This is a genomic window from Polaromonas sp. (assembly GCF_049790275.1).
Lineage (GTDB): Bacteria > Pseudomonadota > Gammaproteobacteria > Burkholderiales > Burkholderiaceae_C > Polaromonas.
In genome coordinates this window covers 100,927-125,115 of record NZ_JBAQYR010000041.1, presented here as the reverse complement: position 1 = coordinate 125,115, position 24,189 = coordinate 100,927, and the positions used below count along the sequence as shown (strand labels likewise).

At 62.5% G+C, this 24,189-nt stretch carries 39 protein-coding genes; 26 read left to right on the top strand and 13 right to left on the bottom strand.

Translation table 11 applies throughout. From position 1 onward, the window contains the following. Together WA904_RS05665 and WA904_RS05660 are read left to right on the top strand one after the other, a co-directional pair. Positions 1 to 573 (top strand): hypothetical protein (locus WA904_RS05665; protein WP_425196151.1); only part of this gene is annotated, 573 nt, incomplete at its 5' end. Between the two features lie 130 nt (positions 574 to 703). Next, positions 704 to 1,306: a hypothetical protein gene (locus WA904_RS05660; protein WP_425196150.1), complete on the top strand. Its 603-nt coding sequence runs from the start codon at positions 704 to 706 to the stop codon at positions 1,304 to 1,306. On the opposite strand, the gene WA904_RS05655 is transcribed toward WA904_RS05660, so the two are convergent. From WA904_RS05655 to WA904_RS05635, 5 genes are read right to left on the bottom strand one after another with little or no spacing between them, the layout of a single operon-like run. After that, the gene (locus tag WA904_RS05655) at positions 1,303 to 2,715 is read right to left on the bottom strand and encodes a cyclic GMP-AMP synthase DncV-like nucleotidyltransferase (protein WP_425196149.1); all 1,413 of its coding nucleotides are present in this window, start codon (positions 2,713 to 2,715) and stop codon (positions 1,303 to 1,305) included. The two genes, WA904_RS05660 and WA904_RS05655, sit on opposite strands and share 4 nt — an antisense overlap. Next, positions 2,708 to 3,202, bottom strand: a complete 495-nt coding sequence (locus WA904_RS05650; RefSeq protein WP_425196148.1) for a Mov34/MPN/PAD-1 family protein — start codon at positions 3,200 to 3,202, stop codon at positions 2,708 to 2,710. Before WA904_RS05650 ends, WA904_RS05655 begins: the two co-directional genes overlap by 8 nt. After that, on the bottom strand, positions 3,187 to 4,851 hold the full coding sequence (locus tag WA904_RS05645; RefSeq protein ID WP_425196147.1) for a ThiF family adenylyltransferase: 1,665 nt from the start codon (positions 4,849 to 4,851) through the stop codon (positions 3,187 to 3,189). Before WA904_RS05645 ends, WA904_RS05650 begins: the two co-directional genes overlap by 16 nt. After that, on the bottom strand, positions 4,848 to 6,017 hold the full coding sequence (locus WA904_RS05640; RefSeq protein WP_425196146.1) for a CBASS cGAMP synthase: 1,170 nt from the start codon (positions 6,015 to 6,017) through the stop codon (positions 4,848 to 4,850). The genes WA904_RS05645 and WA904_RS05640 overlap by 4 nt, the downstream gene beginning before the upstream one ends. Before the next feature lie 3 nt (positions 6,018 to 6,020). Beyond that, the gene (locus WA904_RS05635) at positions 6,021 to 7,049 is read right to left on the bottom strand and encodes a CBASS cGAMP-activated phospholipase (protein WP_425196145.1); all 1,029 of its coding nucleotides are present in this window, start codon (positions 7,047 to 7,049) and stop codon (positions 6,021 to 6,023) included. Between the two features lie 548 nt (positions 7,050 to 7,597). On the opposite strand from WA904_RS05635, the gene WA904_RS05630 reads away from it, so the two are divergent. Then, entirely contained in the window at positions 7,598 to 8,047 is a 450-nt protein-coding gene (locus WA904_RS05630; RefSeq protein WP_425196144.1) for a hypothetical protein, read from the top strand. Positions 8,048 to 8,094: 47 nt separating this feature from the next. Beyond that, positions 8,095 to 8,349, top strand: a complete 255-nt coding sequence (locus WA904_RS05625) for a helix-turn-helix domain-containing protein (protein WP_425196143.1) — start codon at positions 8,095 to 8,097, stop codon at positions 8,347 to 8,349. Positions 8,350 to 8,620: 271 nt separating this feature from the next. On the opposite strand, the gene WA904_RS05620 is transcribed toward WA904_RS05625, so the two are convergent. Further along, positions 8,621 to 8,896: a helix-turn-helix domain-containing protein gene (locus tag WA904_RS05620; RefSeq protein WP_425196142.1), complete on the bottom strand. Its 276-nt coding sequence runs from the start codon at positions 8,894 to 8,896 to the stop codon at positions 8,621 to 8,623. 241 nt (positions 8,897 to 9,137) lie between these two features. Here WA904_RS05620 and WA904_RS05615 point away from each other — a divergent pair, with 241 nt between their 5' ends. The 22 genes from WA904_RS05615 (at position 9,138) to WA904_RS05510 (ending at position 18,629) form a co-directional block, all read left to right on the top strand. Further along, the gene (locus tag WA904_RS05615; RefSeq protein ID WP_425196141.1) at positions 9,138 to 9,365 is read left to right on the top strand and encodes a hypothetical protein; all 228 of its coding nucleotides are present in this window, start codon (positions 9,138 to 9,140) and stop codon (positions 9,363 to 9,365) included. Between the two features lie 2 nt (positions 9,366 to 9,367). Next, the gene (locus WA904_RS05610) at positions 9,368 to 9,727 is read left to right on the top strand and encodes a DUF4406 domain-containing protein (protein ID WP_425196140.1); all 360 of its coding nucleotides are present in this window, start codon (positions 9,368 to 9,370) and stop codon (positions 9,725 to 9,727) included. Between the two features lie 136 nt (positions 9,728 to 9,863). Further along, the gene (locus WA904_RS05605; protein ID WP_425196139.1) at positions 9,864 to 10,151 is read left to right on the top strand and encodes a hypothetical protein; all 288 of its coding nucleotides are present in this window, start codon (positions 9,864 to 9,866) and stop codon (positions 10,149 to 10,151) included. Further along, on the top strand, positions 10,151 to 11,437 hold the full coding sequence (locus tag WA904_RS05600; protein ID WP_425196138.1) for a protein rep: 1,287 nt from the start codon (positions 10,151 to 10,153) through the stop codon (positions 11,435 to 11,437). The genes WA904_RS05605 and WA904_RS05600 overlap by 1 nt, the downstream gene beginning before the upstream one ends. Beyond that, a complete protein-coding gene (locus WA904_RS05595; protein ID WP_425196137.1) occupies positions 11,434 to 11,577 on the top strand; it encodes a hypothetical protein in 144 nt (47 codons plus the stop codon). Before WA904_RS05600 ends, WA904_RS05595 begins: the two co-directional genes overlap by 4 nt. Positions 11,578 to 11,617: 40 nt before the next feature. Beyond that, positions 11,618 to 11,812: a hypothetical protein gene (locus tag WA904_RS05590; protein WP_425196136.1), complete on the top strand. Its 195-nt coding sequence runs from the start codon at positions 11,618 to 11,620 to the stop codon at positions 11,810 to 11,812. 2 nt (positions 11,813 to 11,814) lie between these two features. After that, a complete protein-coding gene (locus WA904_RS05585; protein ID WP_425196135.1) occupies positions 11,815 to 12,063 on the top strand; it encodes a hypothetical protein in 249 nt (82 codons plus the stop codon). After that, positions 12,060 to 12,587, top strand: a complete 528-nt coding sequence (locus tag WA904_RS05580) for a hypothetical protein (RefSeq protein WP_425196134.1) — start codon at positions 12,060 to 12,062, stop codon at positions 12,585 to 12,587. Before WA904_RS05585 ends, WA904_RS05580 begins: the two co-directional genes overlap by 4 nt. Then, positions 12,580 to 13,269, top strand: coding sequence for a hypothetical protein (locus tag WA904_RS05575; RefSeq protein WP_425196133.1), 690 nt, complete (start codon positions 12,580 to 12,582; stop codon positions 13,267 to 13,269). The genes WA904_RS05580 and WA904_RS05575 overlap by 8 nt, the downstream gene beginning before the upstream one ends. Positions 13,270 to 13,362: 93 nt before the next feature. Then, positions 13,363 to 13,524, top strand: coding sequence for a hypothetical protein (locus tag WA904_RS05570; RefSeq protein ID WP_425196132.1), 162 nt, complete (start codon positions 13,363 to 13,365; stop codon positions 13,522 to 13,524). Positions 13,525 to 13,560: 36 nt separating this feature from the next. Next, complete coding sequence (locus WA904_RS05565; protein WP_425196131.1) at positions 13,561 to 14,406, top strand: major capsid protein P2; 846 nt, start codon at positions 13,561 to 13,563, stop codon at positions 14,404 to 14,406. Between the two features lie 25 nt (positions 14,407 to 14,431). Next, the gene (locus WA904_RS05560) at positions 14,432 to 14,707 is read left to right on the top strand and encodes a hypothetical protein (RefSeq protein WP_425196130.1); all 276 of its coding nucleotides are present in this window, start codon (positions 14,432 to 14,434) and stop codon (positions 14,705 to 14,707) included. Beyond that, complete coding sequence (locus WA904_RS05555) at positions 14,707 to 14,922, top strand: hypothetical protein (protein ID WP_425196129.1); 216 nt, start codon at positions 14,707 to 14,709, stop codon at positions 14,920 to 14,922. Before WA904_RS05560 ends, WA904_RS05555 begins: the two co-directional genes overlap by 1 nt. A gap of 35 nt (positions 14,923 to 14,957) precedes the next feature. Beyond that, positions 14,958 to 15,305, top strand: coding sequence for a hypothetical protein (locus WA904_RS05550; RefSeq protein WP_425196128.1), 348 nt, complete (start codon positions 14,958 to 14,960; stop codon positions 15,303 to 15,305). Further along, positions 15,295 to 15,687 carry a hypothetical protein gene (locus WA904_RS05545; RefSeq protein WP_425196127.1) on the top strand — a complete coding sequence of 131 codons (393 nt, stop codon included), beginning with the start codon at positions 15,295 to 15,297 and terminating at the stop codon, positions 15,685 to 15,687. Before WA904_RS05550 ends, WA904_RS05545 begins: the two co-directional genes overlap by 11 nt. Before the next feature lie 53 nt (positions 15,688 to 15,740). Then, complete coding sequence (locus WA904_RS05540) at positions 15,741 to 16,421, top strand: hypothetical protein (RefSeq protein WP_425196126.1); 681 nt, start codon at positions 15,741 to 15,743, stop codon at positions 16,419 to 16,421. 3 nt (positions 16,422 to 16,424) lie between these two features. Further along, positions 16,425 to 17,081: a glycoside hydrolase family 104 protein gene (locus tag WA904_RS05535; protein WP_425196125.1), complete on the top strand. Its 657-nt coding sequence runs from the start codon at positions 16,425 to 16,427 to the stop codon at positions 17,079 to 17,081. Positions 17,082 to 17,084: 3 nt separating this feature from the next. Further along, positions 17,085 to 17,510 carry a hypothetical protein gene (locus WA904_RS05530; protein WP_425196124.1) on the top strand — a complete coding sequence of 142 codons (426 nt, stop codon included), beginning with the start codon at positions 17,085 to 17,087 and terminating at the stop codon, positions 17,508 to 17,510. Between the two features lie 30 nt (positions 17,511 to 17,540). Further along, positions 17,541 to 17,873, top strand: a complete 333-nt coding sequence (locus WA904_RS05525) for a hypothetical protein (RefSeq protein WP_425196123.1) — start codon at positions 17,541 to 17,543, stop codon at positions 17,871 to 17,873. Then, positions 17,873 to 18,289: a 3TM-type holin gene (locus WA904_RS05520; RefSeq protein WP_425196122.1), complete on the top strand. Its 417-nt coding sequence runs from the start codon at positions 17,873 to 17,875 to the stop codon at positions 18,287 to 18,289. Before WA904_RS05525 ends, WA904_RS05520 begins: the two co-directional genes overlap by 1 nt. Continuing rightward, entirely contained in the window at positions 18,286 to 18,456 is a 171-nt protein-coding gene (locus WA904_RS05515; protein WP_425196121.1) for a hypothetical protein, read from the top strand. Before WA904_RS05520 ends, WA904_RS05515 begins: the two co-directional genes overlap by 4 nt. Then, the gene (locus WA904_RS05510) at positions 18,453 to 18,629 is read left to right on the top strand and encodes a hypothetical protein (RefSeq protein ID WP_425196120.1); all 177 of its coding nucleotides are present in this window, start codon (positions 18,453 to 18,455) and stop codon (positions 18,627 to 18,629) included. The genes WA904_RS05515 and WA904_RS05510 overlap by 4 nt, the downstream gene beginning before the upstream one ends. Before the next feature lie 179 nt (positions 18,630 to 18,808). Here WA904_RS05510 and WA904_RS05505 read toward each other — a convergent pair whose 3' ends face one another. From WA904_RS05505 to mltG, 7 genes are all read right to left on the bottom strand, one after another. Then, on the bottom strand, positions 18,809 to 19,054 hold the full coding sequence (locus WA904_RS05505; RefSeq protein ID WP_425196119.1) for a hypothetical protein: 246 nt from the start codon (positions 19,052 to 19,054) through the stop codon (positions 18,809 to 18,811). Positions 19,055 to 19,334: 280 nt separating this feature from the next. Further along, on the bottom strand, positions 19,335 to 20,006 hold the full coding sequence (locus WA904_RS05500) for an ankyrin repeat domain-containing protein (RefSeq protein ID WP_425196118.1): 672 nt from the start codon (positions 20,004 to 20,006) through the stop codon (positions 19,335 to 19,337). Next, entirely contained in the window at positions 20,003 to 20,800 is a 798-nt protein-coding gene (locus WA904_RS05495) for a TatD family hydrolase (RefSeq protein WP_425196117.1), read from the bottom strand. Before WA904_RS05495 ends, WA904_RS05500 begins: the two co-directional genes overlap by 4 nt. A 99-nt stretch (positions 20,801 to 20,899) precedes the next feature. Then, positions 20,900 to 21,292 carry a PilZ domain-containing protein gene (locus tag WA904_RS05490; RefSeq protein ID WP_425196116.1) on the bottom strand — a complete coding sequence of 131 codons (393 nt, stop codon included), beginning with the start codon at positions 21,290 to 21,292 and terminating at the stop codon, positions 20,900 to 20,902. Positions 21,293 to 21,341: 49 nt separating this feature from the next. Continuing rightward, positions 21,342 to 22,424: a DNA polymerase III subunit delta' gene (locus WA904_RS05485; RefSeq protein WP_425196115.1), complete on the bottom strand. Its 1,083-nt coding sequence runs from the start codon at positions 22,422 to 22,424 to the stop codon at positions 21,342 to 21,344. Next, entirely contained in the window at positions 22,421 to 23,101 is a 681-nt protein-coding gene (tmk, locus tag WA904_RS05480) for a dTMP kinase (RefSeq protein ID WP_425196153.1), read from the bottom strand. Before tmk ends, WA904_RS05485 begins: the two co-directional genes overlap by 4 nt. Continuing rightward, the gene (mltG, locus tag WA904_RS05475) at positions 23,098 to 24,105 is read right to left on the bottom strand and encodes an endolytic transglycosylase MltG (RefSeq protein WP_425196114.1); all 1,008 of its coding nucleotides are present in this window, start codon (positions 24,103 to 24,105) and stop codon (positions 23,098 to 23,100) included. The genes tmk and mltG overlap by 4 nt, the downstream gene beginning before the upstream one ends. Positions 24,106 to 24,189 lie beyond the last annotated feature (84 nt).

Genomic DNA, 24,189 nt, shown 5'->3' with positions numbered 1-24,189 from the left:
GTAAGTGGTCGATCGCGAAAGCGATCGACCAGCGGGCTCATTGGAAGCGGTCAGAAGCTGGCTGGAGAGGGGGAAAAGGTGCACTTGGCGAGTAGGGATGCGGCAGCTCCAATTCACTTGGCGTTGAAACTGCTGACGGCGACACATTCTTGTCGGTCGGCGGACTTCGCGGGCGTGGGCATTGTGTTGTACACGCCGCCGCTGGATTTGCCTGCGGTGCCGCTCGGTGGATGGGCATCGCCGCGACCGGAACTGCCTGTCATTGGCGCTGCAGCAATAAGCGAAGCACTGGCGAGACTCTCCGCCCAACGCTCCGCATGGCATGACGGGTTTCATTTCATCGACTCCAGCACACAGGCTCTAACCCACGTGTCGCAATTTCTTGCCCCGAGCCTTGAGGATGTCATCAAGAATGCTCCAGGTGAACTCCCTACCGGGGCACGGCAGCTGTCCGCTTTGCTCGCTTCAAGGTCCCGATGTGTTCTATGTGTGGGACTGTTGACAGCCGACCAGTACATCTCCATCTACCAGGAGGGGCGCCTGATGCAACGCGCGCCAGTGGATCTTGCATAACTTGACCTTAACTGAACCTGAGCTCCGGCGACTCCTAAAGGTTTTTTGCTACCTTGTTGCCGTCGTCTGGGCGATTTGTGTAGGTAGCGTGGCCCTCGTGAGTTCGGGGGGCCTGGAGCTAGAGCAACTCTTGCGCGCCCTTCCCCTGGCTGTCACGGTGTCTGGCATCGCCTTCGCTTTTCTATACGGTGCGAGCTGGAAGTACGAACGCCTTGCGCGATGGCTGAATCGTCCTGCTGTTCATGGTGCATGGTGCGGAACGCTCGTGTCGGACTACCGAGCCAAGGACGGCGTTGAGTTGCACATTCCGATCGTCTTCGTCATCCGGCAGACGTATCTCAGTTTGAGTGTCCAGTCATACACGCCCACTCAGATTGGCACATCGATGCTTGAGGGAATGGTGCAGGACCCGCGTACGGGAGAGACGCGGCTTCGGTATGTCTTCGAATTGACTAGGCACTACAACAACGAAAATAAGGTAACGAAGGGCGCAGGTGAACTCCGCCTTCAAAACAAGGCGTCGGCTTTGAAAGGGTTCTACTGGACGAGCACGCCGACCCACGGGGAGATTCGGCTCAAGCTCATGTCCCGGGACTGCGAAGAAGTCGATTGCTTTGAGGTTGCGCTCGAGCGCTGGCCAACGGAGCTCGCAGGAGCTGCCAAAGAAATTCCCTTGACTGTTTCTGACCAGCCGGCCACGCCATCAGCACTCAGCTCGGCTCCAACGCGCTAGCGCCGGCGTCCCTTTTTGGACCGCAGCGTGATCCATGCACGAGGTGTGGCGCGCGGAGCAAGCGCCTTGGACTCCGAAATGTGAACGGCGACTCGACGCGCTGCGTATACCGAGCCATTGCAGCGGACAACCACGTCCATGTACTGCTTGCCGACATATGACGTGCGCTCTTCGACCGAGTGCATGCCGATTCCCCCGCGCGCGTGTCCTAGATCGCCGATGGTGTCCGCGTCGTTGCCCTCGTTGCGCACCGTCCATTCCACTTGCGCCATCGCAGGTACGATCTGCGGATTCAAGATCGTGAATCGGAGGAAGTGGCCCTTGGGAACAGCGGGCACCTCGTTGCGGTAGGTGGCGGCCGCCTGCTTGAATTCCCATTCGTTGCCAACCTCCACCTGGATATCCGGAATCTGCATCAGAGCACTGCTCGATCGGGGATCTGCAATCTCGACTCCGTCGGCTTCCGGCAACGGCATCAAGAACGAGAGCGCTTCGGACCAGGCGATGGCGGCAGCGAACTCGTCTTCCGCTCCCTCGGCGTTTTCGGCACAGTCGCGCAATGCATTGAGCCGGGTCATGAAGGCTGGCCAAGCTTCCTTAGAAATCCGATTGAGCGATTCCCTATCGTCCACGGGATTCCACACATCTCGGCTTTCCGACAGTTGCTCGTGGATGGCCTTGATGACGGCAATAAGCGCATCGTCGTCGTCCATGCCGCCGAGCCGTTCCAGCCACATACCACGATAAATCTCAGCCACTAGAACCGTCAATACGATCGAGGAGGGACGCGCCTCCTCGGCCCCGTCGAATGCGACAGCCGCCCATCCCTTGAGGTAACGAATAAGGCGCCGCAGTTGATCTCGATCGCCTCCAGACACGACCTGCTTGAACCACTTGTACAAGCGCTTGGGGTCGCTGCTTTCCCACTTGTCGGAGAGCGTTGCGAGCCTGCGAATGTCCGTGTCCGGGTCGAGGTGGTAAGTCGGCGTGTCGATGTGAAAGCGTTGGGCATAGATGGCTCGCGAGCAACGCTCCTTAGGCGGCTGCGAAACCTTCTTGAGTTCCGGGTGCTGCGCTTGATAGGCCATGAGTTCCCGCTGAACCCAGTCGCGCAACTGTGCCGGCGTCGGTTCGGCCTCGTCATCATCTGCTTCCCATTCGAAATAGAGGCCGAGATCGACGTCGTACTCCTCACCGAGCCTGACCGGCTTAATCAACGTGCCGTACTTGTAAGAGCCCTGTAGCCAGGTGCGGATCGGATAGCCATGACGGGCGAGCTGGGCGCTCAGGTGGTCAGCGAGGGCGTTCCATTGCTGCTGCAGGAACTCCCGTTGCTCGGCCGACGGTGTCACCCGCGCGTAGAGCGTTTGCTCGGCCTGACCGTTGAAGAGGCGAGATGCTTTACCCATGCGAACTCCCCGTTCGGTTGAAACCCGCAGCCGCCTGCACCCGTGTGCCATTGCCCAAGCCGAGCCAAAGCTGTTCCTGTGTCCCGGCGATCAAGAAGACCAGGGCGGCGTCATAGCTGCGCAGCAGCGTGCGCCATTCGCGAAGATCGGTGTCCGACGGACTGGGTCCGACCTCGGGGTGTGTGTGCCACTCCCCGAGGTAGTCCATCACGCCGCCCGACTCACGCCACTGGCGCAGGGCAAGTTCTTGGTGCGACCGCTTTGCCCGATGGAATGCCGTCCGCGTGCGCCGATCCTCGGGGCCTGGGCTGGTGAGCTGTGTCACGTGAATGTGCTCACCCCGGCGCATCCCCAGCAGGATACCGCCGGCTTCCGGATCTCTCGGGCCTTGCTGGCGCTGTGCAAGCACGCCGTCAACGACATGCGGTTCTACAAGCACGAAGGCGCCGTGCTGGAACGGGTTGGCGTAGATCAGCGGCTCGCGCATGCCGGGCAATCGAGTTGGGCGGTGGGATCGGAGGACTCGACGGGATGGAGGTCAACGTTTTCCCGGGCGCGCGTGCGAAATCGCGGAGTGGTGCGCCCTTGCAGCCAGTCGCAAATCCCGTCGATAGCGAGCGCCGTGGCTTGCAGCGGGGCGGCGACCGCGTAAGGGGTAAAGGCATGGCATCCCAGCACCTTGCGCTCCGGTGCTCGCTTCAATACGGGGTAGCGCTCATGGCGATGAGCTTGCGGGTCATTCAAGCGCAAGCAGCGAAAGCAAGCGAACTCCGCCTTGTCCGTCCACAAGGATTGCACGCACTCTCCATTGCCCTTGATCCAGACGTACAGCACAGGCACAGAGCGGCCGCGTTCCAGCCACTGCGAATTGAGGTATTCGCTTACCGCTTCATCGCCGGTCGCTTCGATCAGTAAGTCGCCATGGACCAATGCGGCAACCCGTTGGGCGGTCTGTGGTACGGCCTCGATCCGCGCGAGCGGAAATTGCCGCAGCAGTTCTTCGCGCAAGGCCTTGGCCTTGTCCTGGTGCAGACGGTTGTAGCCCAGGTAGTGTCGGCCGAGGTTCTCGGGAAGCAGCAATTCTTCGTCGATCAGCCGCAAGAGTCCCTGCGGCCCTTGGCCTGCACCCAAGCGCACCAGCGCGGCCGCCAGATGCGAGCCGATCGCGCCGCACCCCAACAATGTGATGCGCTTGTTCGTGAGGTCGGGAAATGTCAGGTTGCGGCTGTGGACGAACTCCGGGCTGATGTCCGTCATCGCCATTCTTGTGATGCGGGTCGTGCCGCCACGCCCATGCAGGAATTCCTTCAGCTGCGTCGCCGTCATCCTGCCTGGTGGCTTCAATGCGAGCATGAAGCCGATCCAGCCCACCGGCGTATGCACGGCCATTGCCAAGAGCTCGAACTCGTAGGTTTCGTCGACGCCCAGGCGGCGCTGGATGGCGTTGTAAAGGCGTCGGTCCCAATCGCGCAGCCAGTCGAACAGTTCACGCACGGTTTGCGGAAACCGCCTGGGTATCGGAGGCAGCGTCTCGGTTCGGAACAACCAGCACCGGTTGATCGCCTCAGTCAGATTAGACCATCCGATCGCGTTCGCCAGCAGCTGGGCAGCCTGCGGGTCATCGGTCAGGACTGCCCCGCGTTCTTGCTGATCGAAATGCAATCGCGCCGAGGGGGCGTCCGGCTTCACGCTCCCCATGTGGATCGTCAGCGGCGGCGGCCGCTGTCGCTTCCAATGCACAAGGAACTCGTTCTGGATGTCCTGGACCACGTACTGGCGGTCGCTGAGGATTTTCGCGAGCACCGCTTCAGCCTGCTCCAGACATTGAGCGACCGCCATCGCCGGGTCGTAGCGGTCCAGGACAACGCTACGGCGGCTGAAGTAGCACAGGCCACCGAGCTCATCGAGGTGAGGACGTAGCTGCGGAAACTTGTCGAGGCCGTCCACGACCCAGATCGACGGGTACTCCAGAAAATCCCAGTCGCTGATGCTCAGCATGACGCGTAGCTTCCCCCGTGGGCTTGGCAGCTGGCCTCGGAAGAAGCGCGCGCCTCCTCGGAAGCCAGCTGCGACAAAGCCGCGGTCCGCGAGTTCACGCAGGGCCGCTGCCAGTGCCGCTTGGGGGATGGCGTTCACCCGGCGCTGGTGGCAAGGACAACAGGCGCGGTGACCTTCTTGGGTGCGACGGAAAGAACCTCCTGGGCGGCCGTGTCCGCGTCCACGAGTTCCGTGTCGTTCGGCACCCTCGCGCCTAACTCGCCGCGCACTTCCGCGATGGCCCGGGCCTTGCTGTCCCCATCCCGCAGCCGAGCGCGCTGGATGGCGGCCGCGGTATCGTCGGCTTTCGTGGCGGCGAACTCGCGCTCGATGCCCTTAAGGCGGTTGAAATCCTCCTTGCCGCCATCGATGCCAGGCGCGCGGATGTCCGCCTTGAGCGCCTTGGCCAAGGTGCGCATGGCGGCCTCGAACGCGCGGTCATCCCGTCCTGGCTGCGCCTTGAATTCCTGCGCGATCGCGATCATCAGGGAAACGGAAGAGGGTCCGCCCGTTTCCCACCACTTGTCGCGCCATGCCTTCGCGTAGCGGCACACACGACGCAACTGCTCCGTGTGCACCAGCACCTGGTCGTTGAACCAGCGGGATACTGTCTCCGGATCCGACTTGATCCACTCGCCCGAGCGACAGGCCATCATGATGTCGTCCAGTTCCTCCCACGCCTGCTCGGGGAATTCGCCGAACTCCGCACTCTCGGCTAGGCGCACCGAGTCATGCACACTGGCAGTGACCGACTTCGCTAGCGCGCGTTCCTGAATCCGCACGAACTGCGCGGCCGGCGCGGCGTACAACGGCACATCAACGTGCCCCCACGGGGTGACTTGGACCCGAATGCAGGTGTCCTTGCCGGGCACGAGGTGCCAGCCTTTATCCTTGCACAGGCTCGCCAGCAGGCCCTCGACCAGCACGAAATAGGCCTTCGCCATCGCGTGGGGAGGTCCGTTCTCTTCCCAGACCTCCACGGGCAGGTAGACGCCGAAGTCCCAGTCCATCTCCTGCGGCGGCATCGCGAAGGGCTGGATGCACGCGTTGTACGACCAGGAGCCCTGCGTACGGAACCGCGGCTCGACGCGATGGGGCATCTTCAGCACCGAAACCGTTGCCTCGGCGATGCCGACGCGCAAGTGGTTGCGAATGTCGTTCTTGGCCTGCGTGAGCACCTTGCGCTGCTCGTCCGTCGGCTCGATTTCGTCGCTGAATACTCGCTGGTCGGCGGTGTAGTACAGCAGCTTGTTCAGTTTCAGCATGATCTACTCCTGGGCCGCACGTGGGCCGTAAAAGAAGGTGGCCGCTTCGGGCCGATGGGTGAAGAAATTGCGAATGGTCTGATCGCCGATGGCGAACTTGGAGCGCTCCGCCGCAGCGCCCTGAAGCACTTCGCGGGCGGCCGCGGTTGCCTTATCCAGGGCCACGGCGCCGGCGCGTCGTTCCGTGAGGTCGTCGTCCAGTTGCTGATAGCGCGGCCCGAGGCGATGCTTCAGGATGAAGTCGGTCAACGACTCCTGCACCGAGATCGCCAGCCCGAAAAGGCGCTTGGGCGTTTCCGCCGGATTCCAGCCGCCCCAATCAAACGTTCCGCCAGAGCGATTGCCTCGCGGGTCCACCGTGAAGCGCGATGACATCGTGCCCACGGCCAGCATCCAGACGTCGTCCTGGGCCCGATTGAAAAACGTCAAGGCCTCATGGTTGGCCAGCATGCCAGGTGCATTCGCGAATAGGCCGCCGTCGACATACTGGTTGTTGCCGAAGCTGTGGCGCGGGAAATAGGCCGGCGCGGCGCTGGTCGCGAGTGCAACGTCCACCATTTGGTAGGTGTGGTCGCGCTTGAAGTTCGCGTGGTGCGGCGTCTTGAAGATCACAGGCTTGCCGCTCGAATAGTTGATCGAGGGGACGATCACGGGATGCAGGCACTCCCCTAGGAGGCGTTGACCGAAGAGATCGTCGGCCCGCAGCAGTTTGGCCAGAGGCTCCGAGGAGTAGGGCGCCCGGAAGAACCCGCCCAAGGACAGGCGCTTTTTGAAAATCTCCTCGCCGTGGTCAACGAACAGCTCGACGATCTTGCGCGCGGGAATCTCCATCGCTACCGCCAGCGCGAGGATTCCGCCAACGGACGTACCGGCGATCAGGTCGAAGTGCCGGGCAATCGACCCTCCGATTTCGGTCTCCAGGTCGGCGAGCACCTGCGCGGTGTACAGCCCGCGGAAGCCGCCGCCCGACAGGGCCAGCACTTGAAACCGGCGGCCGTTGCCGTCTGGGGACGTAGCGAGGCTTGTGTTCAAGGCGACCACCGAGAACTGCTGGCGACGCGTTTCGGCACACGCGGCGACGCGTCATCACCGCACACTGCTCGAAACTGGGAAGGCTGTACACGGTCGACGTGTCGACCGGGCGAAGTTGCTGACGCACTGGGCATGCCGGCTCCTTTCGCAAAACGTGTTGCGAATTAACAAAGCCCGCACTGCACTTCGTTTTGGCTGTGTCCACATCTGTGGCAGACTTCAGCCTGCATAAATCACCTGCGCGTGCGCGGGATTGCGAAACCACCACGGCGACGGTCTTGGTGGTTTCTTTTTGCCTACCCGAGACCAAACTCGATTGGCATTGTCTGGAGCTGCCCGCCCGCGGCATCAGGGAATTTCCGCCCTGTGCTGGCCTGTCGAACTGCGCGGCGCAACCTTGGCCTCGTGGCCTAAACCCCCTTGCTTGACTGTCATTCTGTCGCAGAACTACGACGATTTTTTGCACTCCTGCGGGGTTTTTACACAGGGGGCTGGAACTTTAACACAGAATTTCACCTTCGACCAAAGAAACGTGGGTTAATCGGACAATGGGCAAACGACTTACTGCCGCCGACGTATGTGCCGTCACTGGATACTCCCGTGACGAGCTCCACGCACTGCTGCGCGTTCTGGAGCCGTACTGCACGGACAAGCCGTCGCCGCGTGTAGCCCGGGAGTTCATGCCGCGGGACCTAGTCGTGTTGGGCGTTACCCAACTTCTGGAAGAGCGATACGGGTTGCGACGAACTGCCGTTGCCGAACTTGGCTTGCAGTTACAAAGCGCGCTGGCCGGTCCCAAGGGCGTGAACCGAGATGCGCGTCTGTTGGTCAGCGTCCGACCGCCTCGCATCGACTACCTGGAAGCGGGTGCTATCGCCACCGAAGGTCTGGTGATCGCCTTGGGCCCGCTTTTCGAAAAGGTTGACGACTACCTTAGCTTTGAACCTCAGCTGTCGTTGCAATTCGGACCAAGCCTGGTCGCTAGGAAGTACGGCTAGCCCGCCAGGCTGGTCGAACCTTCGCGACGGATAACCACGAGGGGCATGTGCTGACGGCCGAACAACTCCTGGAACGACTTGGAAACCAAGAAGATGCGCTGGTCGAGCGCAAGCTTGAGAGGGTGAGGCCTGCCGACCTGCGGCGCACGGCCACGGCTTTCGCCAATTCGGTACCTGAAGGATCGGTGGGAGTGCTCTTCGTCGGCGTCCACGATCGCACAGGCGAGGCTGTGGGCGTGGAGAACCCGGACCAGTTCCAGAAGAATCTCCGCATGCTCCTGCATGGCGACTGCTACAGGTGAGGTCCACGTGGGTTGACGCGCTGGTCGCTCGCTGGGAAGAAAAGTCGGCCTGTAGCCGACGAACCGGAAGGAAAGTTGACCTGCGCCTTGCGGCAGGAAGTCTAGCGCGACCGTTTGCCGGTCGGCAGCAATGTTGACGCGGTCTTCGGAGAAATGGACCGGTTCTAAGCCCAGGCGTTAGCTTTGCTTGCGCGAAGAGGGCCAACGTTGCTGCCGTCGGTCACCTTTTCTGCGTCACCCATTTTTTTGATCCGATACCTTCAAATGTTATTTAACATAATATACAGAGGTCCCGAGCAGCACGCGAAAGGGCAGTGCGGACTTCCGGGTTTTTGGTGCGCTCTGCGTACTGATCCAGCAGCACCGCCTCAGGGCGTTCGCCTAAGACGCCCGCGACCTTGATTGCCATGTCCTCATCGAGCGTTCCGTCCCGCTGACGGTATTTGCTGACCGTGGCGCGCCCCACGCCCAGCTCCTGGGCAACCCGGTAATCACTGTCCCAGCCGCGCGCGGCCTTGATCCGGTCGATCCATCCTGATGCTTTCATGCTGGCACTCCTAAGGGTTTATTCCTAAGGCGTGATCGTAGTCAACAGTCGTGGGACATGCAACGTGTCCGACGCTGGCACGTGGTAGGCCTGTTGACACGTGGTAGGCCTGTCCCCTATAGTCCGCCCGTCACCCCGCGAAACCTTTAAACCGTGGCGGGCTGGCACTTTCTACGCGTTGGGCCGGGGTGGCTCCTTCGGGATCGCGAGAAGTGCCGGACCGTCGAGAAAGTGCCAAACCATGAAAACTCTCACAACGTCAGCGCCCCCCGCTGTACGGCGCCTCTACACGGCCGAGCCCAAAAACTGGGTTGTCGTCATTCACCCTGGTGAAGAAAACGAGGAGGTCTGGGGCGAATACCACACCTATGACGATGGTCTGCGGGCCATCAAAGACGCTCACAAAAAGCTGTCGGGCTTCGATCTGATGAAGCGCGACGCCGATGGCAATCTGACCACCGAGTTTTGACCATGAAACTCTACCTCGCTGGCCCAATGACGGGCTACAAAGACCTGAATCACCCCCTGTTCCACGCTGAGACGGCCCGGCTGCGCGCCCTGGGCTACACCGTGGTGAACCCCGCCGAAATCAACGGCGACCAGGACGCCAAGTGGGAAGACTGCATGAAGCAGGACATTGCCCAGCTTGTCACCTGCGACGGCGTGGCGCTGCTGCCGATGTGGACCACCTCCAAAGGCGCCCGCCTCGAGGCGTACATCGCCACCCAGCTCGGCCTGTCCGTGAAGATGGCATCCGACCTCCAGCAGCGGCCTTTCATCGCCACCTATGTCCGCAAACAGTTCGCCGACAGCCTGGGTGTGCCGTCATGAGGCCCGAGGACGATGACCTCGAGGCAATGATTCTGGCGTGGTACGCGATCTACGCCGTCGCCTATGCCACCTGCGCCGGCTTCGGCTTTTACATGGGCTGGAGCTTCGGCCGCTGGCTCACTGGGTTGTTTTGACCATGCCAGCGCTCGCACAGCCAGCCCTGCCGCTGCAAACCATGAACGCCCACTGCATCGCCGTGCGCGTGGCCGCCAATGAGGCCAACAACCCCTTAGACATCACCCCTCAGGAGTTTGACCGCCTGATCACCATGGCCCGCCTGCAAGTCAGGGAGCTAAGGGAGGCGTTCGCTTTCTGCCGGGGTGATCTGCGCCTCGAGGCGCGCTGCGAAGCCGCTGGCATGGCCGCTAAGGCGCTGCTGACGTCGCTCGAGGTGAAACGCGCCCGGCTGGTCGGAGGCATCTAATGACCTCTCGGTATACACGCAAAATCGATACACCGGACCTCGAGCGAAGCCGCGCCGGTCTGATCCATCGGGACGGCCTGCGCCGGCAGGCCCAGACGCTGCTGCACGTGAAGGACGGCCGGCCACACAACCAGCAGCACCGCACGTGCTGGTGTGGCCGCCACATCGTCGGCGAAGGCGTCATGCCCGTGATGCGAAGCCTGGACGGGGCCAAGGCCCGGGTCGGCTCGATCAAGACCTGCGGCAGCGTCTGGGCCTGCCCGGTCTGCGCGTCCAAGGTGGCCGAGGTCCGGCGCCGGGAGCTGACCTACGCCATGGTGCAGCACACCGCCCAGGGCGGCCACGCCTACCTGCTGACCTTCACCTTCCCGCACTACATGGGCCAGATGCTCGAGGAGCTGATGCCGCTTTTCGACAAGGCGCGGCAGTCGTTCCAGAACTCCAAAGGCTGGAAAAAAGTTATGGGCAAGGACGGCACCGCCGGCCGCGTCGGCGGCGTCACGTCGCTGGAGGTTACCTATGGAATCGGGAACGGTTGGCATCCTCACCTACACATGCTTGTGTTCTGCAAACCCGGCGCTTTCGGTGAGGGTGATCCAGACGAAGCTGGGCGCCTCACCAGTGCCGCCATTGACTACTTTCGTGGTGAGTGGGTGCGACTGCTTGAAAAACGCGGTCTGGTCGATGGTTCCAATCGACAGTGGGCAACGCAATACGCGCTCGACGTTCGTGGCGGAAAGGGCGCGGCTGAATACATAGCCAAATGGGGCCACGATGAACGCTGGGGAATGTCCCGCGAGCTGACCAGCAGCCACGCCAAAACCGGCAAGCGCGACACCTGGGGCACGAAGGACCACTACACCCCGTTTCAACTGCTGGCGATGTCGGCCGATGGCGATGGCCACGCGTCCAACGCGTTCCGCGAATTCGTCACTGCCTTCGATGGCAAACGCATGCTCACCTGGTCCCCAGGCTTGAAGGATCACTTCGGCATCGAGGACATGGACGACGACACCGCCGCCGCTGAGCAAGAGCTTGACCTCGAGACAGAAAACCGCGTCGGCTTCATCAATCAGGACCAGCTCACACGGCTGGTCAGCCATGGCGCCTACGGCAGCTTCCTCGCCTTCATCGCTGAGCATGGGCACCTCGAGGACGGGCAACGGCTCATTGACGATTGGATTGCCGTCTGCGGCGGGCCGCGACGGCGCGGGACGCTGCTGGTGGATCACCTTGTCGTCGGTGGCAATAAATACTGGTACGAGACGGAAGAGGTGGGAGCGTGATCGCCTTTGGCCGCCACTACTTCGGCGTGATGCGCGCGCCGTTCTGGAGCTTTGGCGCCGGCAGTCACGGCACGCTGGCCGGCGTCAATGTCTGGTACGTCGCCGCGCTGGGCGTTCAGCTCCTGTACGCCAAAAAATAACCGCGCCGGTCGGTCACCGGCAACACCTGGAGAAAAAAGCATGAACCGTTTCCGCATCCTTCAATCCGTCAAAACAAAACCCGGTACCGCACGCGGTGGCGATGACACAGGGCAGGGCGCCGAGGCCGGCCACGTCAGCTTGATCGATCCCACGAATGACGACACGGTCGGCGTCACCTGGGACACCGATGGCGTGCAGGAATCGATTGCCACCGCTGACCTGATCGCGCTCTGATCATGGGCCGCACCACCACCGAAAAGGTGGGGCGCGGCGTCTGTCCCAATGCCAGTTGCGGCGAACCCGTTACCTACCGAAAAAGCGCGGGCGGCATGCTCACACACAAGTGTGATTGCTGCGATTCCAGCGGCTACGCCGAACCCGGCGGCACCGCCTACAAGGAGCGCATGGCGACCATCAAGGACGCCGCACCAGCGCCTGCCCCCACCCCTGAAAAAAAATCTGGCTTTGACCTGGACAAGCTATGAAAATCATCACCAAACCCGACGACACGGCATCACCGGCAAGCCCGTTGGACCTACTGGCCGCCCAGGCTGACACGGCCGGCGCGCCGCTACCTGACCAGCAGGGCGACAACGGCGAACCCAGCCAGCAGGAAATGGAAGCCGCGGCCGCCGCCACCATGGCGAAGCTCGAGGCCGGTGTTTCAAAGGTAATGCTGGCGCTGCTGAAAGCTGGCCGCGCCTGGGCCTGCAAAAAACTGCCCGAGCTGCGCGAAGAATGGACCGATGATCTGTTGCAGGACCCAGCTGACGCCGCCGTTCCGCTGCTGAAAAAACACCTGTCGTTCCTCATGTCGGCTATCGGCCAAAGCCCTGAGGCCGCCGCGTTGGCAATCTCTGTGCTGCCGCTGGTGATGGGCTACGTCAACGCGATCGACAAGCACGAAGCGGCAGAAAAGGCGGGCAAGGTAACCGCCGCGCCACCACCTAGGCAAGTGACTGCCGCGCGGCCGGCGCCTGCGTCTGACGTGGTGCTACACGTTGGCTGACGGCAAGGCGCTGGTGCTGGCTGCGTTCGGAGCGCGCGGCACCGGCAAAACCGCCTGGGTGAAGCAACAGATCACAGCCCTGAAACCCTCGCGGCTGCTGATCTGGGACTTCAAACACGACCCGGCCCTTGATGGTGTGGGCAAGCCCTTTACCAGCCTGGGCGCCGCGATCCTCGAGCTGAAAAAACCCGCGTTCAAGGTCCGCTATCTGGTGGACCATGGCCGCGATTTTCATGCGCAGTTTGAGCTGTTCTGTCTGGCCGCCTGGGAGTCTGGTTGCCTGCTGATGTTTGTCGACGAGCTGCCCGAGGTGACCAAGGCCAACAAGGCGCCGCCGGCATGGCGCCGCTGCGTGAACATCGGCCGGGACTACCGCGACAGCAAGGGCGTGCGCAAGTGGCTGTCGATCATCGGGGCAGGGCAGCGCACCAAGGAGTGCGACAAATCGTTTATTGGCAATGCGGACGTGATCCACACCGGCCGGCTGACGAACCCCACCGACGCGAAAGAGCTGGCGCAGTTCTTGGGCTGTGATCCCCGCACGCTGCTGACGCTGGCCGACCTGCACTGGATCGAGCGCCGCGTCGGCCAGATGGAGCCGACCACTGGAAAACTGACTTTTTCTGGAAAAAAAGCAACACCAGCGGCACCGGCAAAGCCACCCCTTAGGAAGCGTCCCTAAGGCGGCAAATTTCTTTTTTGTGTTCCGTCCGGGCATCTTCGGGGCTGTTGATTTTTCGTCACCACCGACCAACCCCACCGAAAGGCCCGGACCATGAACATGAGCAAAGAAAAGATGATTGCAACCGGCATCGCGCTGGGCATCTGCTACGGCTTGCACAAATTTGTCGGCAACAACAGCGTCAAGGCCGCCGCCCTGGGCGTGGCCGGCGTGATCGTCGCCAAAAACATTCCCTACCTGTCCGCCGCGCTGTAATCCGCCGCGCCGCCTGACCACCTCAAGGGACACACCATGAACAAGCAAATGATCCTCGACCCGTTTCAGAACGTGGTTGCCACTGGCGTCGCAATCTGCGACATGAACAAGTTTCTCGGCACTGTGCTGGAAAAAATCATGCTCACGCTGGGCGGCGGTTCGCTGACCCGGGCCATGATCACGCTGATCCAGCTCAAAGCCAACGGCAAAGTGATCTGGGAAAGCACCGGCACCAACTTGAACCTGATCACCTGCTACGCCTCGCGCGCTGCAACTGACGTCACCATTCTGAAAATCGACTTCATGGATCGCCAGGCGCGCACCGTGAACGCCTTTCAGGCTGGATCGATTGATCTGTCCGCACAGTCCGGGATCACGTCGCTGCGCATGGAGGTGACAATTGCCGGCGCCACTACGCCGACCATCGTGGGCGTGGCTGATGTGTCGCCCCCGACCTCCGACCCAGCAGAACAGGGCATTCGCTTCCTGATCGCCCGCAAGCACCGCGCCACTGTCAGCGTGGGCGCTGCCGGCACCTTCGCGCTGCCAATCCCGCACATTGACCCAGCCGGCGGTGGCTCCAACTATCGCCGCATCGCCTTTTACTCGGCCAATATGACCGGGTTCAAAACGATGCGTGAAGGCGTCACTGAGCATGAGCTGACGAAGCTCGAGAACGAAGCCGCTCAAAAAGACAACGGCAAAACGCCCCAGACCAATCTGGTTGTGTTTGACCCTGTGCAGGACGGCCAGATGATGGGCCGCACCTGGGACACACGCCCCAGCTCTGGCGTGAAGTCGGCGCAGTTCTACGGCACGTTCAGCGGCGCTGAGACCATCACCATCGAAACCGATGAGCTGATCCCGTTCGCGGCCTACTAATTTTTTCCTCAAGGGAGGGGCACCAATGACCTACGAGGAATTGATTGCCGAGCAGGACCGGCAGCGCACCAAGCGCAGCTTTATTTCCTTTCTCGGGGGCGCCCTGGGCGTCAGTGATCAGAGCTATGCGCAAGAGGACGGCTACGCCCTGAATCGCCCAGGCCAATACACGACCATCAGCCCTTACGGCCAGTCCGTTGAGGGCCTGCCGATCAGCAACCAGCAAAACGTGCTGGGCTTGTCCCTGCCCATGCTGTTGCTCATCGGTGGCGTGATTTTTCTGGCGGTGAACTCCAAATGATGCCGCCGCTCAACCTCAACTTGAGCAACTCTGCCAAGTCTGAGGCAGAGATGTCCCAGATGGGCAACGACTTCACGCTCGGGAATTCCGGCGCGTGGAACGTGAACGTTGGCGGCACGGGCAATGCATTGCAGAGCGCGTCCAACGCCGAAATTCCTGTCTGGGTTTGGTTTGCCGTCGCTGGCCTCGCTGCGCTATGGCTGCTGAAAAAGTAAATGCGCTCTCATGGGACGCCGACCGCCTGGACGCTATGCAGCCAGCTGTGGACGTCAACCCCTGGGGGCCGCTTGCCGCACCCGACGAAGCCTTCCGCGGTGCGCACCTTTTCGAATATGAAAGCGGCGGCCAGCATGCGCTGATCGCCGTGCGTCCCGTGGTTTACCGGCACGGCCGGCGCCTGGACGTGGTGGGTTTCCGTTCGCTGGGTGATCGCGTGCAGGGCGCTGCCATTGACCGCGCCCTGATGGACCTCGGGGCCAAATTCGATGCGGACCTGCTGGCGCTGTGCACGCAAGTCCCGCATGTTGCCAAAACCCTGATCAAAAACAATTGGATGGTGACTGGCGCCGTCCTGCTGAAAGCGAAAAATGGACAGTGAATCCAGCAGCAGCACCAGCTCCGACACAAACCAAACAGACAACCGGCGCGTGCTGGGTCAGGGTGCGCTGTCGGCTGAAACCGGCGGTGATGCCGTTATCAATCTCACAACGCTGGATGCTGAAGTAGCCAATCACGCAATTTCCAACGCGGGCACTAACCTTGAGGCCGCGCTCGGCTTTGCAAAAGAATTCACCGGCAAGGCGTTCGGGTTTAGTACCGACAGCCAGAAGACCGCGCTGGATTCGCTCGACACGCAAGCAAATTTGGTGAAGGACGCCTATGCCGATGCCAAGGGCCGCGGCGCGCTCACCGACAAGATTTTGATTGGCGCCATCGCCATGGCCGGAATCGTGGCGTTCGCCGCTGTAAGAGGAAAATAAAAATGCGCACTGCTGGCCGAATCTATGACTTCGCCTTGACCGCTGGCGGCTCCATGCAGCTGCTGGTGCAGGGTGACTATCTCCGCATCATGGACTCCACCGGCGCGGTGGAGGTGATCACCGAAGGCTACCGACTCGGCCCCATCAAGGCGGGGCAGGGACAGCGTAACTCCCCATTTACCCGCGTTCAGATTGTCGACAAGTCGGGCGCGCCCAACATCGGCAATGTGTTGATCGCAGACAGCGACTTCGTTGATCAGCGCATCAATGGCGATGTGTCGGTGATCGACGGCGGAAAAAACCGGACAGTGGCCGGCGGCTCCTACATGGGCGGCGGGTTCTCGACGGCCGGCGTCGGCGTCTATGCCCAGCTTCAACTCTGGAATCCTGCCGGCACCGGCAAGCGCCTTGTTGTCAATCAAGTGCAGTGGGGTGCCACCAGCGCCACCGCGATTTTTATGAAAGAAGCCAGCGCGTCTATCGGCGGTGCCTTGCTGGTGATCGCCAACAAGATGACCGGCGGGGCCGCAGGTGTCGCCCAGGTGCGCGCCGCGACAGCCGGGGCCGCCATGGCGGGATACTTTGATTGCGCCTATGTGCAGGCTTCATCGCAGAACGTACTCGAATTCTCTGACCCCTACGTGATCGCGCCGGGGTACGGCCTGACGCTGCAATGCTCCGAATCCAACAAGGAAATCGGCGGCGTCTTTGAATTCTTCGAAGAGCTGGTGTGATGCATGCACCCAACCATTGCCGCCGCCCTGGTGATCATCGCCGCCGTGTTTCTCGGCGTGCGGCGGGCCAACGCGGCCGCCGTGCCGACTGATTACACCGACTACGCCCCCGACGAATCAACCGACCAGCTCGCCACACCATTCGAGGAAGTTTTTGTGAACCTTGACCCCAGCTCTTACACCCCGGCCGCCGTGCCTGCTGGCGTAGCTGCGCAAAACGAACGCGCCTTCCTCGACATGCTGGCCTATGCCGAGGGCACCAGCGGCCCGGACGGCTACCGCACCCGCTTCGGTGGCGCGCTGTTTGACTCCTACGCCGATCACCCCCGGATTTACACCAACTTCACCAACGGCCGCGGCGAGCAGCTGCGCTCGAGCGCCGCCGGCCGGTACCAGTTTCTGGTGAAAACATGGGACACGCTGCAACGCCGCCTGGGCTTGCCTGACTTCGGCCCGGCATCGCAGGACGCCGCCGCGCTCGAGCTGGTCCGTGAACGTGGCGCCTTGAACGATGTGCGCGCCGGCCGGCTGGCGGCCGCCATCGCCAAAGTGGCGCCGATCTGGGCCAGCATGCCCGGCGCCGGCTACGCACAACCCGAAAAGAAACTCCCCACGCTGATCGCCCAATACCAGGCGGCCGGCGGCAACCTCGAGGCTTAAACCATGGCATCAGCTTCCATCCCTCCAAGCAACATGGCCCTGCTCGCCGTTCTCGGTGTCGGCGCGTATTGGTTCGCCACGCGCACCGCCCAGGGCGCCACGCTCGGGCAGTCCGCGTCAGCGCTGTGGCGTCAAGCCGGCTTCCCCAGCTCGACGGCAATTGGCCCCGTGCCTCAGGTCTACCAGCAGAACGACAACGCGCTCTGGTCTGGCGTCGGCAAAATTCTTGGCGCCGGCTTTGATAAGCTGATGAACAGCAAGACGCCCACGGTCTACCAGCAGAAAAACGCCGAATACAACGGCGTTGGCGGCACCTATGACGGCAGCATCAGCGGCGACCCCTACAACTCGAGCATGGACGGCTTTGCCGCCAACCTCGCGCCCGGCTTCAGCTCGATCTACGACTACAGCAAAGAATTCTGGTATTGATCGATGAAGGTGGCGCCTGTCTCTGCTGACATGCTCATCAAGCTATCCCTCGCGGTGGCTGTGGTGGGCGGGCTTTGGTACGCCGGCCGCAGGATCGCAGGCGCGCTGCCTGACTTTTCCGGCTGGGAGCTGCCCAGCAGGCTGACCCCCGTTGAAATGCAGGCCGCCTATCAAGAGAATTTGACCGAAGCCCGCAACGATCCCGCGCCGGCCAGCCTGGGCAGCTTGTTTGTTTACAGCCCGTTCAATTACGACCTCGCCGACCTTGTGCCGCCGGGGATGCGCGTTAACCAGTGGGGCGGCCTCGAGCCGATCCCCACCACCACCGCCGCCTGGACTGGCGGCGCCACCGGGAGCTGGTAATGGCGCCACTGATCGCACTGCTTCCCGTCATCACGTCCGTGATCGACAAGATTTTTCCCGACAAGGCCGCCGCCGACGCTGCCAAGCTCGAGATCCTGCGCATGCAGCAAAACGGCGAGCTGGCCGCGCTGACGGCCGAAACCGATCTGCTGAAAGGGCAGCTCGAGATCAACAAGGTCGAAGCAGCCAGCACCCGGCTTTTTGTAGCCGGCTGGCGCCCCTACCTGGGCTGGATCTGCGGCAACGTGATCGCCTTCAAATACATTTTTGGCCCGCTGCTGGCGATGCTCGCCCAGGCGGCCGGCCTGACCGTCGATATTCCCGAGCTCGACGCCTCCGAGCTGTGGCCCGTGCTGGGCGCGCTGCTGGGCATCGGCACCATGCGCACCGCCGAAAAGATCAAAGGCGTGGCATGAGTGAAGCCCTGCAAATTGCCCTGTTCACTGCCGTGGCCAACGGCCTTGTTACCTGGGGCGTGGTCAGCACCAAACTGGCTTGGCTGCGCCGCGATGTTGAAAAGCTCGAGGAACGCTTGAGCGCCTGCGAATCCCGCCACTACCACCGACGCCACGACGATCCATGAAACTCAAAGCCTTCATCCCCAGCGCGCCCGAGATTGGCCGCGAAACCATCATCGTGCTGTGCGGCGCGCTGGCCGCCGCCTTCATCATCGGCCAGCTGCCCAGCGTGCGCGAGTGGATCCGCGCGCAGTGGGGTGGGGCGCCCACGCCGTCCGACATCTCGACCGAACCCTGATCACCCACCACCACGAAGGAGCTACCCATGGCAACGAAGAAGCGCAAGTCCCCGAAAAAGTCCGCCCGCCGCATGCCGCCCCGGCACACCAGCGGACCGAAAAAAGGCCAGTTCAAAAAACGCAAGTAAGGCCGCCGGATCCGGCATCGCCACAAAGCCCGCTCGAGCAGCGGGCTTTTTTACGCCCAGGCCATCCGGTGCCACCATTCGGCCGACTGCGGCTCGATCAGGCGCGGCGCTGTGAGCTGGTCAAACGTGCCGTACAGCTTCGCGTGGGCGATCTTCGCCACCACACCATAGCCGCGCACGTAATGGCCCGCCCTGGGGCCGTCTGGATCGATCCGGGGCACGGCCAGCAGCCATGCGCGCACGTCCTGTTGCGTCACGACGACTTCACCAAACAGATCGACGGGGGATTGCTGCACCTGAGCAGGATGAAACCAATAGTTACAAATCAGTACGGGGTTGCCCCGACTGTAGCGCCATAGTAACTATACGAATATCAGCAAAAAGCGGCTCCAGCCCCCGTGGTGCGGGCGTAGGCAGCTATCAATTGCATAGCATCCGGGACTTTACATAATATACATCGTAGAAGATAAAAGAAATACGCAAAAACAGCAGAAATCCCGCCGAAGCCGCGCCAGGCCTTGAATCGCCCCCAAGCTGACCCGGCACAGTCCTCGCGCCGTTCAACTCCTTTTCACGTCACCACTTGCCCGTGGCTTGCCGCTTGCGGACGGCTGCGGTGATGAGTTCTATGGCTTCGGTGCGGCTGGCGCGCTGGGCGAAGTCGATGGCGGTCAGGCCTTGCTGGTTTTTCAGCAAGGGATCGGCGCCGGCTTCCAGCAGCAGTTTGACAGCCGGTGCCGTGCCGTATTGCGCGGCCATCATCAGCGGCGTCGTGCCGTTCGGTGATTCGGCGTCGATGTAGGCATGGTTTTCCAGCAGCAGACTCATGATGGCCAGATGGCCCTTGGTGGCAGCGTAATGCAGCGGCGTCCAGCCGGTCTTGTTGACGTCAGCGTCCCTTTTGATCAGGGCGGCGGCCATTTCCAGTTCGCCCTTGATCGCCGCCATCATCAGCGGGCTTTCGTCCTTGGCGTTGAGTGCATTGACGTTGGTTTTCGGCCAGTCCAGCAAGACTTGGGCAGCCTTCAGCGAAGGCTCTTGCAACGCCAGATAGAGGCCATGCTGACCTTTGGGATCGATGGTATTGGCGTCGAAGCCGCGTCTCAGCAGTTGCTGGATGCTGGCTGCATCGTCCTGCTTGATGGCGACAAAGAAGTCTTCGTAAGATCCGGCATTGACAGTAATAAATCCTGATAAAACAAATAGATAAATGGTCTTTTTAATGTAATTTGTGAAGTATTTTTTCATACCGTGACCCCTGAAAAAAGCCGATCGAAGTTGCGGCTGGTGGCCTCGGCGATGGTCTCAACCGGCACCTGCCGGATCTCGGCCACCTGTTTGGCCACATAGGGCACATAGGAGGGATTGTTGGTTTTGCCGCGATAAGGCATGGGCGCCAGGTAGGGGCTGTCGGTTTCGATCAGGGTGCGGTCCAGCGGCACAAAACGGGCCACTTCGCGCAAGTCGGCGGCGTTCTTGAAGGTCAAAATGCCCGAAAACGAGATGTAAAAGCCCAGGTCCAGCGCGGCCCTGGCCACTTCCGCCGTTTCGGTAAAGCAGTGGAAAACGCCGCCTGCCCGCCCTGCGTTGTCTGCTGTTTCGCCCTCTTCCTTCAGGATGGCCAGGGTATCGGCGGACGCACTGCGGGTGTGAATAACCAGCGGTTTGCCGGTCTGGCGGGCCGCGCGGATGTGTGTGCGGAAGCGCTCGCGCTGCCATTCCATGTCGCCAATGCTGCGTTCGCCCAGGCGGTAGTAGTCCAGCCCGGTTTCGCCGATGGCGACCACCTTGGGCAAGGCGGCGCGCTGCACCAGGTCGTCCAGGCTGGGCTCGGTCACGCCTTCGTTGTCGGGGTGCACGCCGACGCTGCACCAGAAGTTGTCATAGGTGGTGGCCAGCGCGTGAACGTCGGCGAACTCTTCGAGCGTGGTGCAAATGCACAGCGCGCGGTCAACCTGAGCCTGCGCCATGGCTTCCCGGATCTGCGGCAACTGGGCCTGGAGCTCGGGAAAACTCAGGTGGCAATGGGAATCGGTGAACATCGGAAAGCTCAATTCGGTATCAAAAATGGCTAGCAGCCCATACTGGACGGGCGCAGACAGCTATCAAAACAGGAGTGGTTCCGGCGGGGGCCGGAAGGGCTAGATCGTCTGCGTCGGACGGTCGGAAGCCAGGTGCGCGCCGAGGATTTCCTCGATCTTGATCTTCAGCAGGCGGGACTTTTCGTCGTTGGGAAAACGCACGCCCACACCCTGGGTGCGGTTGCCGGAGGCGCGTGCCGGGGTGACCCAGGCCACCTTGCCGGCCACCGGGTAGCGCTGCGTGTCTTCGGGCAGCGTGAGCAGCACGTACACATCGTCGCCCAGCTTGTAGTCGCGGGCCGAGGGGATGAAAACGCCGCCTTCGGCAAACAGCGGAATATAGGCAGCGTACAGAGCGGCTTTTTCCCGGATCGCCAGCTGGATGACGCTGGGGCGGGCGGCGCTGGAACTGGCGGTGGCACCGGCAGCACCGGCGGGAGGCGTTGTACTCATGGTTGTAGTTTATCGGTTTGGCCGCCAGACTGTCAGCAAGAACAAGCGCTTATCTGGAACTGTTGGAATTGAGCGCCAGTTGCGCCCGGCTGACCAGCGATTCGAGCATCAGGCCCGGGTTGTAGGGGTGCTCCACCGTGCGGGCCGTGGCTGCAAGCTCCTTCGCCCAGGCACCCAAGGCGGCAAAACCGGGGCCGGGTTTGCCGGCAGGCTGCGTCGGCAGGTCTGTGCTGCGGAAGAAACGCGGTTCGGCGCCGGCGCGGGTGGCCAGCATGTCGTGGCAAAGCTTTTGCAGCGCGTCGACAGCCTGGGCCGGCCCAAAGTCGCTGAGCGCGCCCACCTCGCCCCGGGCCATGGCTTTGGGCAGGGCCTGCCAGTGCTGGGCGACGGCACTGCTGGCACCGGCTTGCGACCTTTCGAGCGCATCGGCCGGCCGGCCACCGGAGGCAGCCAGCAGGGTGTGCAGGTCGGCCGCAGCCGGCAACTTGTTGCCCTTGCCTTCCGGTCCGGCCTGTTCGGCCAGCCAGGCCAGGGCCTCGTCAAAGGCCGGCCAGTGCATGGTGTGGCCCTGGCACCGGCTGCGGATGGTGGGCAGCAACTGGTGCGCCGCCTCGGTGGCAAGGATGAACTTGACCGCCCCGGGCGGTTCTTCCAGCGTTTTCAGCAGGGTGTTGGCGGTGATCGCGTTCATGCGTTCGGCCGGATAGACCAACACCACCTTGGTGCTGCCGCGCGAACGCGTGAACTGGGTGAAACTGACGGCCTCGCGCGCCGCATCGACCTTGATTTCCTTGCTGGGCTTGCGTTTCTTGCTGTCCAGCTCGTCCTGGGTCTTTTCGTCGAGCGGCCAGCCGAGGGCCAGAGAAAGGGTTTCGGGCATGAGTGCGCACAGGTCCGCATGGGTGTGCACAGCCACCGCGTGGCAGCTGCCGCACACGCCGCAGGCGCCGTCAGCCGTCGGGTTTTCGCACAGCCAGGCCCGCGCCAGGGCCAGCGCCAGGTCGAACTGGCCCAAGCCGGACGGGCCGCTGAGCAGCCAGGCATGGCCGCGCTGGGCCAGCAGGCTGCGCAGCTGCGTCTGCAGCCAGGGCGCCAGCGGCACGGCGTTGGCGATTTCCGATTCGGCGCTCATGCCAGCCAGCCCCGGGACTGGAACACCGCATGTACCGAGGACCAGACGGCTTCACGCGGGCGGTTGGCATTGATGCGGGCAAAACGCAGCGGGTCGGCGGCCAGACGGTCGGCGTACCCTTGGGCCACGCGGCGGAAAAACTCCACCGGCTGGGCTTCGAACTTGTCCGGCACGCGGGCACCGGCCAGGCGCAGGGCGGCTTCCTCAGGCGGCAGGTCGAACCAGACCGTCAGGTCGGGCTGGACAATGGCCGGAGCCGCGCCTTTTTTGCCGAGTTCATGAACAAAATCGCGCCCCAACCCTTGTACATCCTGCGCCCACAGCTCCAGTTTTGATAGCACGTCGAGGTCGAATCCGCGTCCGCCGCCCTGGTAGGCAAAGGTTGCGTCGGTGAAACGGTCGCACAGGACCACTTCGCCGCGCGCCAGTGCCGGCGCGATCACGGTGGTCAGGTGGTCGCGCCGGGCCGCAAAAATCAGCAGGGCTTCCGTCAGCGCATCCATGGCGTCATTGAGGATCAGGGCACGCAGCTTCTCGGCCAGGGGCGTGCCGCCCGGTTCGCGGCTCAGCGTCACGGCCCTGCCCTGCGCCTTGAAAGCTTCGGCCAGCGCGGTGATGTGCGTGGACTTGCCCGCGCCGTCTATGCCCTCGAAGCTGATGAAGATGCCTGTCATCAGTTGCTTCGTTGAAACTTGTTGACCGCACGGTTGTGCTCGTCCAGCGTGCTGCTGAACTGGCTGGTGCCGTCGCCGCGCGACACAAAATACAGGGATTTGGTCGATGCCGGCTGCACGGCCGCCAGCAACGCTGCCTTGCCGGGCATGGCAATCGGCGTGGGCGGCAGCCCGCCGCGCGTGTAGGTGTTGTACGGCGTATCGGCCAGCAGGTCGCGCCTGCGCAGGTTGCCGTCAAACTGCTCGCCCATGCCGTAGATCACGGTCGGGTCGGTCTGCAGCATCATGCCGATGCGCAGCCGGTTGCTGAACACCGCACCGATTTCGGCACGGTCAGAGGGCTTGCCGGTTTCCTTTTCGACAATGCTGGCCAGGACCAGCGCTTCGTCGGGGGTCTTGAGCGGCGTGTCCGGCTGGCGCAGCGCCCAGGCCGCTTCCAGGCGTTTGTCCATCGCGCGGGCCGCGCGCTTGAGCACCGCCAGGTCGCTCGAGCCCTTGGCATAGGTGTAGGTGTCCGGAAAAAAGCGGCCTTCGGGATGAACCCCGGGCTTGCCCAGCTGCGCCATGATGGCTTCGGCGCTCAGGCCCGCGCTGTCCGGTTTGAGCGCCTCGGCTTTCAGCAGGGCGGCACGCACCTGGCGAAACGTCCAGCCTTCGACCAGCGTGACACTTTTCAGGCTTTCTTCGCCCCGCACCAGCATGCTCAAGAGGGAACGGGGCGTGATGCCTGGCGTGATCTCGTAGCTGCCGGCCTTGATCTGGCGCGCCTGGCCCGACAGGCGAAACCAGGCATAAAGCAGCACCGGCTGCACATCGACGCCGCTGGCCGCCACGACTTCGGCCACGCGCTGGGCCGGCGTGCCGGGCTCGATCTCCAGGTCCACCGCCTGGCTGCCGGGCTGCGGCTGCAGGCGCAGGGGCTCGTACAGCCACCAGCCCGCGGCACCGAAGCCCAGCAGACCGGCAAGAAATACCAGCACCAGAAAACTCATGAAGAAACGACGCACAACCCTGTTACCTTCCGGAAAACGATGGGTCTATGATAATTCAGCCCATGTTGACCTCTCCTTCTGAATCCCCTCTTGCTACCC

Coding starts and splice junctions, on each gene's coding strand:
- WA904_RS05520 (WP_425196122.1), top strand. CDS start 17,873: ATGGCGCCACTGATCGCACTGCTTCCCGTCATCACGTCCGTGATCGAC.
- WA904_RS05655 (WP_425196149.1), bottom strand. CDS start 2,715: ATGGGTAAAGCATCTCGCCTCTTCAACGGTCAGGCCGAGCAAACGCTC.
- WA904_RS05640 (WP_425196146.1), bottom strand. CDS start 6,017: ATGCTGAAACTGAACAAGCTGCTGTACTACACCGCCGACCAGCGAGTA.
- WA904_RS05530 (WP_425196124.1), top strand. CDS start 17,085: ATGGCATCAGCTTCCATCCCTCCAAGCAACATGGCCCTGCTCGCCGTT.
- WA904_RS05610 (WP_425196140.1), top strand. CDS start 9,368: ATGAAACTCTACCTCGCTGGCCCAATGACGGGCTACAAAGACCTGAAT.
- WA904_RS05525 (WP_425196123.1), top strand. CDS start 17,541: ATGCTCATCAAGCTATCCCTCGCGGTGGCTGTGGTGGGCGGGCTTTGG.
- WA904_RS05535 (WP_425196125.1), top strand. CDS start 16,425: ATGCACCCAACCATTGCCGCCGCCCTGGTGATCATCGCCGCCGTGTTT.
- WA904_RS05515 (WP_425196121.1), top strand. CDS start 18,286: ATGAGTGAAGCCCTGCAAATTGCCCTGTTCACTGCCGTGGCCAACGGC.
- WA904_RS05570 (WP_425196132.1), top strand. CDS start 13,363: ATGAACATGAGCAAAGAAAAGATGATTGCAACCGGCATCGCGCTGGGC.
- WA904_RS05590 (WP_425196136.1), top strand. CDS start 11,618: ATGAACCGTTTCCGCATCCTTCAATCCGTCAAAACAAAACCCGGTACC.
- WA904_RS05560 (WP_425196130.1), top strand. CDS start 14,432: ATGACCTACGAGGAATTGATTGCCGAGCAGGACCGGCAGCGCACCAAG.
- WA904_RS05500 (WP_425196118.1), bottom strand. CDS start 20,006: ATGAAAAAATACTTCACAAATTACATTAAAAAGACCATTTATCTATTT.
- WA904_RS05580 (WP_425196134.1), top strand. CDS start 12,060: ATGAAAATCATCACCAAACCCGACGACACGGCATCACCGGCAAGCCCG.
- WA904_RS05485 (WP_425196115.1), bottom strand. CDS start 22,424: ATGAGCGCCGAATCGGAAATCGCCAACGCCGTGCCGCTGGCGCCCTGG.
- WA904_RS05620 (WP_425196142.1), bottom strand. CDS start 8,896: ATGAAAGCATCAGGATGGATCGACCGGATCAAGGCCGCGCGCGGCTGG.
- WA904_RS05490 (WP_425196116.1), bottom strand. CDS start 21,292: ATGAGTACAACGCCTCCCGCCGGTGCTGCCGGTGCCACCGCCAGTTCC.
- WA904_RS05630 (WP_425196144.1), top strand. CDS start 7,598: ATGGGCAAACGACTTACTGCCGCCGACGTATGTGCCGTCACTGGATAC.
- WA904_RS05495 (WP_425196117.1), bottom strand. CDS start 20,800: ATGTTCACCGATTCCCATTGCCACCTGAGTTTTCCCGAGCTCCAGGCC.
- WA904_RS05555 (WP_425196129.1), top strand. CDS start 14,707: ATGCCGCCGCTCAACCTCAACTTGAGCAACTCTGCCAAGTCTGAGGCA.
- WA904_RS05545 (WP_425196127.1), top strand. CDS start 15,295: ATGGACAGTGAATCCAGCAGCAGCACCAGCTCCGACACAAACCAAACA.
- WA904_RS05510 (WP_425196120.1), top strand. CDS start 18,453: ATGAAACTCAAAGCCTTCATCCCCAGCGCGCCCGAGATTGGCCGCGAA.
- WA904_RS05615 (WP_425196141.1), top strand. CDS start 9,138: ATGAAAACTCTCACAACGTCAGCGCCCCCCGCTGTACGGCGCCTCTAC.
- WA904_RS05650 (WP_425196148.1), bottom strand. CDS start 3,202: ATGCGCGAGCCGCTGATCTACGCCAACCCGTTCCAGCACGGCGCCTTC.
- WA904_RS05605 (WP_425196139.1), top strand. CDS start 9,864: ATGCCAGCGCTCGCACAGCCAGCCCTGCCGCTGCAAACCATGAACGCC.
- WA904_RS05550 (WP_425196128.1), top strand. CDS start 14,958: ATGCAGCCAGCTGTGGACGTCAACCCCTGGGGGCCGCTTGCCGCACCC.
- WA904_RS05540 (WP_425196126.1), top strand. CDS start 15,741: ATGCAGCTGCTGGTGCAGGGTGACTATCTCCGCATCATGGACTCCACC.
- WA904_RS05585 (WP_425196135.1), top strand. CDS start 11,815: ATGGGCCGCACCACCACCGAAAAGGTGGGGCGCGGCGTCTGTCCCAAT.
- WA904_RS05600 (WP_425196138.1), top strand. CDS start 10,151: ATGACCTCTCGGTATACACGCAAAATCGATACACCGGACCTCGAGCGA.
- WA904_RS05565 (WP_425196131.1), top strand. CDS start 13,561: ATGAACAAGCAAATGATCCTCGACCCGTTTCAGAACGTGGTTGCCACT.